The organism is Exiguobacterium sp. SH0S1, from assembly GCF_004337165.1.
GTDB lineage: Bacteria > Bacillota > Bacilli > Exiguobacteriales > Exiguobacteriaceae > Exiguobacterium > Exiguobacterium aurantiacum_A.
The window spans coordinates 116,027-128,079 of record NZ_SJVC01000001.1 but is presented as its reverse complement, the minus strand read 5'-3'; the positions used below and the strand labels follow the sequence as shown (position 1 = coordinate 128,079).

The 12,053-nt window shown below is 54.3% G+C and carries 13 protein-coding genes; 2 read left to right on the top strand and 11 right to left on the bottom strand.

What is annotated here, in order from left to right:
* Nucleotides 1-4: 4 nt before the first annotated feature.
* The 10 genes from EVJ20_RS00645 to EVJ20_RS00600 all read right to left on the bottom strand — a co-directional run bounded on the left by EVJ20_RS00645 (nt 5) and on the right by EVJ20_RS00600 (nt 8,200).
* On the bottom strand, nt 5-910 hold the full coding sequence (locus EVJ20_RS00645) for a hypothetical protein (protein WP_131506805.1): 906 nt from the start codon (nt 908-910) through the stop codon (nt 5-7).
* 545 nt (nt 911-1,455) lie between these two features.
* A complete protein-coding gene (locus tag EVJ20_RS00640; RefSeq protein ID WP_131506803.1) occupies nt 1,456-1,968 on the bottom strand; it encodes a metallophosphoesterase family protein in 513 nt (170 codons plus the stop codon).
* 5 nt (nt 1,969-1,973) lie between these two features.
* Nucleotides 1,974-2,564, bottom strand: a complete 591-nt coding sequence (locus tag EVJ20_RS00635) for an XTP/dITP diphosphatase (RefSeq protein WP_131506801.1) — start codon at nt 2,562-2,564, stop codon at nt 1,974-1,976.
* Entirely contained in the window at nt 2,561-3,310 is a 750-nt protein-coding gene (gene rph, locus EVJ20_RS00630) for a ribonuclease PH (RefSeq protein ID WP_070327729.1), read from the bottom strand. Before rph ends, EVJ20_RS00635 begins: the two co-directional genes overlap by 4 nt.
* Complete coding sequence (gene racE / locus EVJ20_RS00625; protein ID WP_070327730.1) at nt 3,303-4,109, bottom strand: glutamate racemase; 807 nt, start codon at nt 4,107-4,109, stop codon at nt 3,303-3,305. The genes rph and racE overlap by 8 nt, the downstream gene beginning before the upstream one ends.
* Before the next feature lie 117 nt (nt 4,110-4,226).
* The gene (locus EVJ20_RS00620) at nt 4,227-4,490 is read right to left on the bottom strand and encodes a phosphocarrier protein HPr (RefSeq protein ID WP_021066838.1); all 264 of its coding nucleotides are present in this window, start codon (nt 4,488-4,490) and stop codon (nt 4,227-4,229) included.
* A 72-nt stretch (nt 4,491-4,562) separates the two neighbouring features.
* Nucleotides 4,563-5,003 carry an acyl-CoA thioesterase gene (locus EVJ20_RS00615; RefSeq protein WP_131465509.1) on the bottom strand — a complete coding sequence of 147 codons (441 nt, stop codon included), beginning with the start codon at nt 5,001-5,003 and terminating at the stop codon, nt 4,563-4,565.
* Between the two features lie 9 nt (nt 5,004-5,012).
* On the bottom strand, nt 5,013-5,801 hold the full coding sequence (gene sdhB / locus EVJ20_RS00610; protein WP_199749316.1) for a succinate dehydrogenase iron-sulfur subunit: 789 nt from the start codon (nt 5,799-5,801) through the stop codon (nt 5,013-5,015).
* A gap of 8 nt (nt 5,802-5,809) precedes the next feature.
* Nucleotides 5,810-7,567, bottom strand: coding sequence for a succinate dehydrogenase flavoprotein subunit (gene sdhA / locus EVJ20_RS00605; RefSeq protein ID WP_070327732.1), 1,758 nt, complete (start codon nt 7,565-7,567; stop codon nt 5,810-5,812).
* 15 nt (nt 7,568-7,582) lie between these two features.
* Nucleotides 7,583-8,200, bottom strand: coding sequence for a succinate dehydrogenase cytochrome b558 subunit (locus EVJ20_RS00600; protein WP_071399350.1), 618 nt, complete (start codon nt 8,198-8,200; stop codon nt 7,583-7,585).
* Between the two features lie 223 nt (nt 8,201-8,423).
* Here EVJ20_RS00600 and EVJ20_RS00595 point away from each other — a divergent pair, with 223 nt between their 5' ends.
* Complete coding sequence (locus EVJ20_RS00595; RefSeq protein WP_236633419.1) at nt 8,424-8,816, top strand: YslB family protein; 393 nt, start codon at nt 8,424-8,426, stop codon at nt 8,814-8,816.
* Between the two features lie 31 nt (nt 8,817-8,847).
* Here EVJ20_RS00595 and uvrC read toward each other — a convergent pair whose 3' ends face one another.
* Nucleotides 8,848-10,632, bottom strand: a complete 1,785-nt coding sequence (gene uvrC / locus EVJ20_RS00590; protein ID WP_131465512.1) for an excinuclease ABC subunit UvrC — start codon at nt 10,630-10,632, stop codon at nt 8,848-8,850.
* Nucleotides 10,633-10,703: 71 nt separating this feature from the next.
* Between uvrC and EVJ20_RS00585 the strand changes: the two genes are divergently transcribed.
* Nucleotides 10,704-12,017 carry a dihydrolipoyl dehydrogenase family protein gene (locus EVJ20_RS00585; protein ID WP_131489909.1) on the top strand — a complete coding sequence of 438 codons (1,314 nt, stop codon included), beginning with the start codon at nt 10,704-10,706 and terminating at the stop codon, nt 12,015-12,017.
* Nucleotides 12,018-12,053: the final 36 nt, after the last annotated feature.

Genomic DNA, 12,053 nt, shown 5'->3' with positions numbered 1-12,053 from the left:
GGATTTAGTCTAGAAACGCTTGCGTGAACCGGATATCCGCCTCTAAAATTTCAGCCGCGAGCCCGTCTGTTTCTTCATCGTTCAAGATCGCTGCTTTCGCTTTCACGACGGCTGTTTCGATTTCAGATGCCTCACCCGGTGTGAACGGATAGTGCGTATACATGTAGTTCATGAGCAGTTGCGTCGCGATTTCGTCGCCTTTGACGGCTTTCTGCAAATCGTGGACCACATGCTCCCATTCGTCCATCTTCACTTGTGCCTCTGCCTGCGTCAGCCGATGATGCGTTTCGAGGTCGACCCATTCGATGACGGACAGTTCTTCGAACGCTTTTTCGAGCACGATCAGCTTCATCAATTTCGGGCGATCTTCAAGGAGCAGTCCCTTCAATACGTTGTCGAGTACGTCATCGATATTGAAATGGACGTGCTCGAGCAGTTCAATCTGTTCCCCGACACTGCCACGATGAACCGTCCGTTTCAGTTTGGCGATGGCCGCCGGAAACTCGGTCATCTTAAGTACTTGGAGCACTTGGTAAGCTTGGGTGTTCACTTGATCGGCCTTGTCTTGCCACTCTAAATATTGATGGATCCAGTGTGCCGCCTCGAAAGGTTGGTCACGCATGATGTAGTACTGGGCAATTTGAAGCCCGCCGGCTGCCGGTTCTTCTGCCTCATGAATCTGCGTCGTGACGAGTTCTTCGAGTTTTTCAAGCGTTTCCGGCTCTTCCGGACGCTCCATCAAACATTGAAAAATTTCCATGAAAATAAACTGATCGCCTTTGACGGCTGCGTACCAATCCCATAGGATCGGCTCGACCCGTTGCCGCTCCCCGGCCGCGTCCGCTTCTTGAATCATCTTCTGCAGCCGCGACCAGTTCCCTGGAAACGGGTACTCCCGCTCTTTTTCCATCTTCACACACCCTTTCTTCCATCCATCTCCATCTTCCTTAGGAATTGCTGCGTTGTCAATCAATACCCCGGAAAACGAAAAAAGAGACAACCTCCGTGGAGGCTATCTCTATTTTAAATGGAAGTGTCCCAAGAGGGATTCGAACCCCCGACCGACGCCTTAGCTTACCACCATGGCTTTCGCCACCAACGCATGTTGTTTGTAGTCTGGACTATATCTTCACCATTTCAGGTGCGACACGTGTAGTCTCTACGGAACCTCACGAACAAATTGTTCCTTCAATGGTTCTACCTCTAAAGGCTGACCCTTTAGTCCTTTGAACCACCTTGACCTCGAAAGGATACAAGTTTCCTCGGTATTACCATCAGCATGATCTGTTAAGGCTTCACCGATATAGTGTCGTCCACTCTATAGGTTTCTGTTTCCCTATAAAGGCTCCTATTTGTCTTGAAGGGCGTTGCTCTATCCAGCTGAGCTATTGGGACATTGACAAGAAAACTATAATAGAAAAATGCTTTGCTGTCAATTGGTTCTTTCTGTTTTGTTCAAAGTTGTCCTGACAAGTCCAAATCTTCGACGGGCGTCCCGTCCTCAGACCGGTAAAACCGGACCGCTGCCTGACCGGCGTCAAGGTCGATCAACGCGTACGTCTTGTCCGAGCGTCCGCGCGGCATCCGGATCGAGCCCGGGTTCACGTAGAGCACCCCGTCTTCGATGACGGCCCCGGCCACGTGCGAGTGACCGTACAAGACAACGTTCGCCCCGATTTCCTCGGCCCGATAACGCAACCGGTTCAAATCGAACTTCACGTCATGGTGATGGCCGTGGACGATTAAAACCGTGCCTTCAGGTGTCTCTTCGATCCGTTCGAGCGGCAAGTCGCCCCCAAAATCGCAATTGCCGCGGACGGTCCGGTACGGCAGCAAGTGCTCGTCGACGAGCGCGAGCTGGGAGTCGCCGCAATGAAACGCGTCCTCAATCTCGGTTTCATGCCGCGTAAAGATAGTCGATAGTTCGTCTGTCAATCCGTGACTGTCACTGACTACGAGAAAACGCATACACCTCAACCTTTCATAAATGGAATGATTTCTGCCTCTAGTTTTCTTAACGCCTGACCGCGGTGACTGACCGCCGCCTTTTCGTCACGCTCGAGCTCTGCTGCCGTCTTATGGAGCGACGGGACGATAAAGAGCGGGTCGTACCCGAATCCATTTTCCCCGTGAGGCGCATAGCCGATCGTGCCTTCGATCGTCCCGCGCACGGTCAACGTCTCGCCTGTCGATTTGGCGAGGCAGAGCGCGCAGACGAAGCGAGCCGAGCGGTCGTTCGCCCCGTTCAACTTCTCGAGCAGGAGCGCGTTGTTCGCCGCGTCCGACTTCTCAGGACCGGCGAAGCGGGCCGAGTGGACGCCTGGGGCACCGTCGAGCGCATCGACTTCAAGCCCCGAGTCGTCGGCGAGGACGGCGTGTCCGAAGTAACGGGCCGCCTCGGTCGCTTTCAGTTCGGCGTTCGCTTCGAACGTCGTGCCCGTCTCATCCGTTTCCGGTGCATCCGGATAGTCCAAGAGCGACTCGACTTCAAATCCGAGCGGCGTGAGCATCCCTTCGATTTCAACCACTTTCCCTTTGTTGCGTGTCGCGACAATCAGTTTCATATCGTTTCCTCCATTTGTTCCCCGACGTACCACCATGAGGCACCGAGCGCGTCTTCTGCTGCTTTGAACAGCGTCTCGATCCCGCCTTGGGCCATCTGTAGCATCTCATTCATTTCTTGCAGCGTGAACGTCGCTTCTTCACCCGTGCCTTGCACTTCGACGAAGCGTCCGCTCGCCGTCATGACGACGTTCATGTCAACTTCGGCCGCCGCGTCTTCTTCATAGTTCAAGTCGAGCAACAGCTCGTTCGTCCGACCGACCGAGATGGCGGCGACGCCTTCTTTGATTGGCGTGTCGCCGAGTTTGCCTTGACGGATGAGCGCGTCGACCGCGAGCACGAGCGCACAAAAACCGCCTGTGATCGACGCTGTCCGTGTGCCACCATCCGCTTGGATGACGTCACAATCGATCCAGATCGTCCGTTCACCGAGCCGTTCCAAGTCGACGACCGAACGGAGCGAGCGCGAAATCAACCGTTGAATCTCCATCGTCCGTCCTGTCTGCTTACCGCGAACGGATTCCCGGACGGTCCGGTTGCCCGTCGCCCGTGGCAGCATCGCATACTCGGCGTTGATCCAGCCTTGCTTCTTCCCGCGCAGGAAGTTCGGGACGCGTTCTTCGACCGTCGCCGTACAGATTACTTTCGTGTCCCCGATCGAGATCAAGACCGAGCCTTCGGCATGTTTGTTCACGTGCGGAATGATCTCAACGGTCCGCAGTTCATCATGTTGTCTTTCGTTACGCATCGACACCAGACACCTCTACTTTCTCCGCTTTCACGGGTTGGCCAAGCCATTCTGTCGCCAATCGGTTGAAGATGGCGACATCCCCGGTCGCATAAAACTGATGCGTCGGGATGGTATCCAAATCGTTCTCAAGTTCTTTAAAATCAAGGATCGCTGCCACTTCGAGCGCCGTCTCATCACCTGACGAAATTAAATGGACATCGGGTCCGACGACATCTTGGATGACCGGCGCTAGCAACGGATAATGGGTGCACCCGAGGATGAGCGTGTCCATCTCCGAAGCTTGGAGCGGCAGGATCGTCTCGGCGACAATCGACCGGACGCGTTCGCCGCTCAGTTCGCCGGCTTCGACGAGCGGAACGAACGGCGGGCAAGCGAGCGAATAGACATCAATCTCGCCCGCGACGTGACGGAGCGCCGTCTCGTACGAATTGCTTTCGACCGTCATCTTCGTGCCGATGACACCGATATGTTTGTTGCGCGTGCCTTTGACGGCGGCCCGGGCGCCCGGGTCGATGACACCGATGACCGGGATGTTGAGGCGTTTGCGCGCTTCTTTCAAGACGACGGCCGTCGCCGTGTTGCAGGCGATGACGATCATCTTAACGTCTTTTTCTAATAGGAATTCAATCAATTCCCACGTATATGCTTCAATCTCATCGTGCGGGCGCGGCCCATACGGACAGCGCTCCGTGTCGCCGATATAGATGATTTCTTCTTTCGGCAGCTGGCGGATCAGTTCTTTGACCACGGTCAAGCCGCCAACACCTGAATCGAGTACTCCAATCGCTCGTTTCATAAATATCACTTCCATTCCCATCTATCTTACCAAAAAAGCCGTATCCAAAAAAGAAACGGTGTCATGACAAACAAAAAAGACGAGGTAGCCGATTGGCCGCCTCGTCCGTTGCTCGAATTACTGAGCAAGACCTTCGCTAGTGAGCATGTCAGAGAGCGTGTTAACCGCTTCTTCTGCATCGTCACCTGCTGCAGTGATCTTGATTGTTGAATCTTTAGCGATTCCGAGTGAAAGTACACCCATGATCGACTTCAAGTTAACTGTCTTACCATTGTACTCAAGGTTGATATCTGATTGGAACTTAGAAGCTGTGTTGACCAACTGAGTAGCTGGACGAGCGTGGATTCCTGAATCAGCAACGACTGTGAATGTTTTTTCCATGACGTGATAGTCTCCCTTCAAATCTGAATTCTGCAGGCGAACCGGCAGAAATTTTTGTTTGTGAACTCATTATCAAATGATAGCGGATTCGCAAAAATTCTGCAAGCGATTTTTATATTCTGGAGTCCATTCGGCCGGGCGACCGGTTTTTGACAAATGCACGAGGCTCGTACGGCCCGCGAACATGAGTTGATCTCCATCATATGCGCCGTAATGAATATCACATGAAGTGTTTCCGACCGTCAAGACATTGGCATATACCTTCAACTGTTGCCGCGGCATCACTTGTCGGACGTAATCGCACTGGGCGTCCGCCACGACGACGAAACCGTCTTTCAAGGAAAATCCTGTCGTTTCGAGTAGCTCGATCCGCGCATCCTCAAAATAGATGAACGGGATCGTGTTATTCATATGGCCGTACGGGTCGCACTCCGAAAAGCGGACTTTGACGTCGAGCTCGATTCCTGACCTGACACGCGTTTCCCAACCGGGTTCCCGAAAATACTTTGACATCGGCAAACGTTACGCCTCGACCGCAGAACCGGTACGACCTTTGTCGCTGCCGAAGAACTGTTTGAACGAGTGAAGCGTCGTCTGACGGTTCATCGCGGCGATTGACGTCGTGAGCGGAATGCCTTTCGGACAAACCTCGACACAGTTTTGCGCGTTTCCGCACTGCATGATGCCTCCGTCTTCCATTAGCGCTTCGAGACGTTCTTCCGCGTGGAAAGCGCCGGTCGGATGCGAGTTGAAGAGACGGACTTGTGAGAGTGCGGCCGGGCCGATGAAGTTCGACTTGTCGTTGACGTTCGGGCAAGCCTCAAGGCAGACACCGCACGTCATACATTTCGATAGTTCATACGCCCATTGACGTTTGTTCTCTGGCATCCGTGGTCCTGGACCGAGGTCGTACGTGCCATCGATCGGTACCCACGCCTTCACTTTTTTCAAAGCGTCGAACATGCGCTGACGGTCGACTTGAAGATCACGGATGACCGGGAACGTCTTCATCGGAGCAAGGCGGATCGGCTGCTCGAGTTTATCGACGAGCGCCGTACACGACTGGCGCGGCTTGCCGTTGATGATCATCGAACAAGCGCCGCACACTTCCTCAAGACAGTTCATGTCCCAGGTGATCGGTGTCGTCTTGTTGCCTTCAGCGTTGACCGGGTTGCGGCGGATCTCCATGAGCGCCGAGATGACGTTCATGTTCGGACGATATGGGACCGAGAACTCTTCCGTATAGGTCGCTTGATCCGGACCGTCCTGGCGTTCGATGATAAAACGAATATCTTTATGCTCAGACTGCATCGGCGTCGTCATTTCGTCTTCGCCCCTTTCTTCGAGTAATCCCGTTTACGTGGCGGGATTAACGAAACGTCGATCTCTTCAAACGAGATATCGACTTCCCCTTCGTTGTAACGTGCCATCGTCGTCTTCATGAACAACTCGTCATTCCGTTCCGGGAAGTCCGGTTTGTAATGAGCGCCACGGCTCTCGTCGCGTTTAAGGGCGCCGAGCGTGATGACGCGCGCGAGGTCGAGCATGTGGTCGAGTTGACGGATGAACGAGGCACCTTGGTTGCTCCAGCGCGCCGTATCGGTCGCTGAGATGTTGTTGAAGCGTTCGCGTAGCTCGCGTAGCTTCAAGTCTGTCGCTTCGAGCTTATCGTTGTAACGAACGACCGTGACGTTGTCGGTCATGAGTTCGCCGAGTTCCCGGTGAATCTGGTAGGCGTTCTCCGTACCTTCCATCGCGAGAATGTCATTGAACCGCTCGATTTCTTCACGTTCGTTGAAGTTGAAGAGCGCTTCTGGCACGCTCTCGGTCGCTTGGTCGAGACCGCGCATATAGTTGACCGCCGCAGGACCGGCCTCCATCCCGCCGTAAACGGCAGACAAGAGTGAGTTCGCGCCGAGACGGTTCGCCCCGTGCATCGAATAGTCACACTCGCCGGCTGCGAACAGCCCTGGGATGTTCGTCATTTGATCGTAGTCGACCCATAGTCCGCCCATCGAGTAGTGAACGGCCGGGAAGATCTTCATCGGTACTTTACGCGGATCGTCGCCGACGAACTTCTCATAAATTTCAAGAATACCGCCGAGCTTGATGTCGAGTTCTTTCGAATCTTTATGCGACAAATCGAGATAGACCATGTTCTCGCCGTTGACGCCGAGCTTTTGGTTGACGCAGACTTCGAAAATCTCACGTGTCGCGATATCACGCGGTACGAGGTTTCCGTAGTCCGGATACTTCTCTTCAAGGAAGTACCAAGGTTTTCCGTCTTTGTATGTCCAAACACGTCCGCCTTCTCCACGCGCCGACTCACTCATGAGCCGAAGCTTGTCGTCCCCTGGGATCGCCGTCGGGTGGATTTGGATGAACTCCCCGTTGGCGTAGACGGCACCTTGGCGGTAAACCGCTCCAGCCGCTTGCCCTGTGTTGATGACCGAGTTCGTCGATTTGCCGAAGATGACACCTGGACCGCCTGTCGCGAGGATGACCGCATCCGATGGAAACGCTTTAATTTCCATCGAGCGTAAATCCTGACAGACCGCACCGCGGCAAATACCCGTTTCGTCGACGATGGCACGGAGAAACTCCCAGCCCTCATACTTCTCGACAAGACCTTGTGCCTCGAAGCGACGGACTTGTTCGTCTAGCGCGTACAAGAGCTGTTGCCCTGTCGTCGCGCCGGCGTAAGCCGTCCGATGATAGAGCGTGCCGCCGAAGCGGCGGAAGTCGAGCAGACCTTCTGGCGTCCGGTTGAACATGACGCCCATCCGGTCGAACATGTGGATGATCTTCGGTGCCGCTTCTGCCATCTTTTGGACTGGCTGTTGGTTGGCAAGGAAGTCCCCGCCGTAAACCGTGTCATCGAAGTGTTGCCAAGTAGAATCCCCTTCCCCTTTCGTGTTGACGGCTCCGTTGATGCCGCCTTGAGCACAAACTGAATGTGAACGCTTGACCGGTACAAGCGAGAATAGTTTAACCGGAACACCCATCTCTGCCGACTTGATTGTCGCCATGAGTCCAGCTAGACCGCCACCGATGACGATCAAACTTTGATTTGCCATATACATTTCCCCCTATTACAAGATGCCCGCGAACGTCAAGATTGAACGGATGCCGACAAAAGATAGTGCCAAGAACACGGCTCCAGAGACGTAGCTCATGAAGTGTTGTGAACGCGGCGACTGTGTGATTCCCCACGTGATGGCAAACGACCAGAGACCGTTCGCGAAGTGGAACGTAGCCGAGAGGATCCCGACTATGTAGAAGATGAGCATGAGCGGATTGTCGACGATGTTTTGCATCATCTCCGCATTGACCTCGACGCCACGCAACTTCGCCAAGCGCGTTTCCCAAACGTGCCACGCGATGAAGATGACGAGGAATACGCCCGTGAAGCGTTGGATCATGTACATCCAGTTCCGCGCGTATGAGTATCGGTTCGTGTTGATCGAACCGAGGAAGGCGTAATACACGCCGTACACACCGTGGAAAATCATCGGCAAAGCGATGATTGTCACTTCAAGGAAGTACAAGTACGGTAAGCTCTCCATAAATTTTGCTGCCTTGTTGAACGATTCCACCCCATCGACGATATAGTAGTTGACCGACAAATGGACGATCAAAAACAGGCCGATAGGAATGACCCCAAGTAGCGAATGGACTTTACGACTGAAATAGTCACGACGCGCTGCCATTCTAGTTCCCCCTTTTCACGAGCCCTTGGCTCGTTTTGTAAATAAAAGCGTTTTCAAATGTAAATATAGCTTTCTGTCTCCTATTCTACTCTTGTGAAATTTGTATGACAAGATAACCTAGCCGATTTGTCCCACATTCTTTTAGAAAATACCCGGTGACCAAATCCAAATTTGTCGTTATAATAGTATAGAAAGATTGGAGTGATGGAATAAGATGGAAACGATGAGCCAACCCACTTTCGCGATCGAACTGCTTCGCGACTATGTGTTGACAGATTTGCTTGGGGACGATTACGCCCAAGTCATCTATTGGTCCGGAAAACGGGTCGCCCGCAAATTCCCGACGATGCCGAATGAAGAACTGACTGCGTTCTTTTCGGAAGCCGGTTGGGGAGAGTTGACGCTCGTGAAAGAAAAAGAGAGCAAGTTCGTGTTCGAACTCACTCCTCCGCCTGCGACCCAAGCGAAAGCGAACGGGTATTACCAGCTTGAGGCTGGATTTTTGGCCGAACAGATTGCCGGTCGTTTCCAATGCGTCGCCGAAGGCTATGCCGACCCGGGGCGTCAGGCCGTCCACATCACCGTCCAATTAGACCAAAAAGATACGTACGAATAAGAAGAGCCGATGCGGTCGCATCGGCTCTTTCTCATTCATCTGTCTCCTCATGGACGTATTGGATTACGGTCTCAGCCAACTTCTCCGGCAGGCCTGCTTCCTTCAACTGTTCGAGCGAGGCGAGACGGATCTGTTTCATCGACCCGAAATGACGGATCAGTTGCTGACGCCGCTTCGGTCCGACACCCGGGATATCGTCGAGCACCGACTGCGTCATCTTCTTCGTCCGCAAGCTGCGGTGGAACGTGATGGCGAAACGGTGAACCTCGTCTTGCATCCGTTGCAACAGATAGAACGCGCTTGACCGCGAGTTCAATTCGACGACACCGCCGCCTTCACCGAACAGAAGCTGGCTCGTCCGGTGGCGGTCATCCTTCTTCAGCGATCCGACCGGCAAATCGAGGCCGAACTCATTCTGCAACACGTCAAGGGCGGCGTTCAACTGGCCGAGTCCCCCATCGATCAATAGAAGATCCGGCAGACGTTTCTCCTCGGTCAACAATCGCCGGAAACGGCGACGGACGACTTCGCGCATCGTCTCGTAATCGTCTGGTCCTTGGACGGTCCGGATCTTGTACTTCCGATATTCTTTCTTGAGCGGCTTGCCGTCCTCGAAGACGACGAGCGCCGAGACGGCGTCAGCCCCTTGGATGTTGGCGTTATCGATGATGTCGACGCGCGACAAGTTCGGGATACCGATCGCCTCACCGAGCTCACGCATCGCGAGCAATGTCCGCTCTTCATCACGCGCGAGCAGTTCGAACTTCTCGTTCAAGGCGATGCCCGCGTTCTTCGTCGCGAGCTCGAGCAACTGTCGTTTCGCCCCGCGTTTCGGTTGCATCACTTTCGTCCCGAGCGCCTCGACTAACAAGTCGATCCGGACAATCTCTGGGACGAGCACTTCTTTCGGCAACACGTTCTGCTCATAGAACTGGACGATGAAGCTCTCGAGTTCTTCTGACGGTTCCCCGTGGAGCGGGAACAACGAGACGTCGCGTTCGATCATCTTGCCGCCGCGCATATAGAACACTTGGACGCACATCCAGCCCCGGTCGAGCGTATAGCCGAAGACGTCGCGCGCCGTCGGGTCGGCCGTGATCATGTTCTGTTTGTTCATGATCGATTCGACGGCCCGGATTTGATCGCGGAGCTCGGCCGCCCGCTCGAACTGCATATCCTCGGCCGCCTGGTGCATATCGACTTGAAGCTTGGCGAGCGTCTCGCTCGTCTCCCCGTTCAAGAAACGGCGGATCTCTTGGACGATCGACTTCTGCTCGTCGGTGTCGACAGCGAGTTCACAAGGACCGAGACATTGGCCGATGTGGTAGTACAGACAGAGCTTCCGTGGCATCGGCTGACATTTCCGGAGCGGATACAGCTTGTCGAGCAACCGTTTCGTCTCGTTGGCGGCGTAGGCGTTCGGGTATGGCCCGAAGTAATGGCCGCCGTCCCGTTTCAACTTACGTGTCGTGAGCAGCCGCGGGTACGGCTCGTTCGTGACTTTAATATACGGATACGATTTGTCGTCTTTCAACCGGATGTTGTATTTCGGGTCGTGTTTTTTAATGAGCGTCATCTCGAGCAAGAGTGCCTCGAGCTCGCTCGCCGTGACGATATATTCGAAGTCACGGATCTCGGCGACGAGACGCATCGTTTTAATATCGTGTGCCCCAGTAAAATAAGAGCGGACGCGATTCTTTAAGTTTTTCGCTTTCCCAACGTAGACGATCTCGCCATACTCGTTCTTATGCAAGTAACAGCCCGGTTCGTCCGGGAGCAGCGCCAATTTATGTTTAATGTGGTCAGTTTGACTCAAATTTTATCACCTCAGTTTAGCTTCCTCCAAGACGGGAAAAAATCGGTGTAGTCTCAGAGGGAGGGTTTTTGATGAAACGATATGACGTAATCATCATCGGCAGCGGTTCGGCAGCGAGTCAAGCCGCGAGCGTTTTACGCGACGCCGGTAAACGGATTGCCATCGTCGAGAATTGGACGTTCGGCGGGACGTGCCCACAACGCGGGTGCGATCCGAAAAAGATGCTCGCGGAAGGGGCGGAACTCATCGCCAAAGTCGAACGCATGAAACCGCTCGGCGTCAAAGGTGACATCACGCTCGACTGGCACGCCTTCAAGCGACGTGTCGATGAATACCGCTTCGCCATCCCGACGACGAAGATGCACAAGTGGAAAGAAGATGACATCGACTTATACGAGGGCGAGCCCCACTTTATCGATGAGGACTCGATCGTCATCGAAGGCCATGAGATCTCGGCGCATCAGTTTTTGATCGCGACCGGCCAACTCCCGCGCCCGCTCGACATCCCAGGCGGTGAAGACGCCATCACGAGCGACGACGTGTTCGACCTCGAGGACGTGCCCGAGCGGATCACCATCGTCGGTGCCGGATACATCGCGTTCGAGTTCGCGCACATTCTCCGCCGGTTCGGCAGCGCTGTCACACTCCTCATCCGGTCGCGGGCGCTTAAACAGTTCGACCGAAAAATTGTGAAACGGCTCATCGATGAGACGGTCCACATCGGCATCGACGTCCGGTTCGGGCTTGAGCCCGTCAAGCTCGACGGGAACATCTTGACATTATCAGATGACTCTACCCTAGAAGGGCTCGTCCTTAACGCCACGGGTCGTATCCCGAGCATCGAGCGGCTACGGTTGGATGCGGCCGGCATCGAGGCGGACAAGGACGGGATCACCGTCAACGACTATTTACAGACGACGAACGCGAACGTCTATGCGGCCGGCGACGTCGCCAAAAGTCCGAACCCGGCGCTCACTCCGTTTGCCGGGCAAGAAGGACGGATCGCCGCCCTTAACCTGTTGCGGAACAACACACGTCCATTGCCGGAGCGTCCGGCCCCGACGGTCGTGTTCACGACGCCGCCAATCGCCAAAGTCGGTCTGACGGTCGACGAGGCGAAATCGCTCGGGATCGACTATGAATGCAGGGACAATGACATGTCCCACTTTCTTACGTATGAACGGGTCAATGACGCGACCGCCTTCTCGCGCGTCTTACTCAGCAAAGACGGCCGCGTCATCGGCGCTCACTTGATCGGGCAACACGCGCCCGAGCTCATCAACTTGTTCTCGTTTATTATACAAAACAATATCAGCCATCAACACGTTAAGCACTTAGAGTTCGCCTATCCGACGTCCGCCTCTGATTTGACACACTTGATGTAAAAAAAGGCTCTTCCATGTCGTATGGAAGAGCCTTTC

Coding starts and splice junctions, on each gene's coding strand:
- EVJ20_RS00645 (WP_131506805.1), bottom strand. CDS start 910: ATGGAAAAAGAGCGGGAGTACCCGTTTCCAGGGAACTGGTCGCGGCTG.
- EVJ20_RS00640 (WP_131506803.1), bottom strand. CDS start 1,968: ATGCGTTTTCTCGTAGTCAGTGACAGTCACGGATTGACAGACGAACTA.
- EVJ20_RS00635 (WP_131506801.1), bottom strand. CDS start 2,564: ATGAAACTGATTGTCGCGACACGCAACAAAGGGAAAGTGGTTGAAATC.
- rph (WP_070327729.1), bottom strand. CDS start 3,310: ATGCGTAACGAAAGACAACATGATGAACTGCGGACCGTTGAGATCATT.
- racE (WP_070327730.1), bottom strand. CDS start 4,109: ATGAAACGAGCGATTGGAGTACTCGATTCAGGTGTTGGCGGCTTGACC.
- EVJ20_RS00620 (WP_021066838.1), bottom strand. CDS start 4,490: ATGGAAAAAACATTCACAGTCGTTGCTGATTCAGGAATCCACGCTCGT.
- EVJ20_RS00615 (WP_131465509.1), bottom strand. CDS start 5,003: ATGTCAAAGTATTTTCGGGAACCCGGTTGGGAAACGCGTGTCAGGTCA.
- sdhB (WP_199749316.1), bottom strand. CDS start 5,801: ATGCAGTCTGAGCATAAAGATATTCGTTTTATCATCGAACGCCAGGAC.
- sdhA (WP_070327732.1), bottom strand. CDS start 7,567: ATGGCAAATCAAAGTTTGATCGTCATCGGTGGCGGTCTAGCTGGACTC.
- EVJ20_RS00600 (WP_071399350.1), bottom strand. CDS start 8,200: ATGGCAGCGCGTCGTGACTATTTCAGTCGTAAAGTCCATTCGCTACTT.
- EVJ20_RS00595 (WP_236633419.1), top strand. CDS start 8,424: ATGAGCCAACCCACTTTCGCGATCGAACTGCTTCGCGACTATGTGTTG.
- EVJ20_RS00585 (WP_131489909.1), top strand. CDS start 10,704: ATGAAACGATATGACGTAATCATCATCGGCAGCGGTTCGGCAGCGAGT.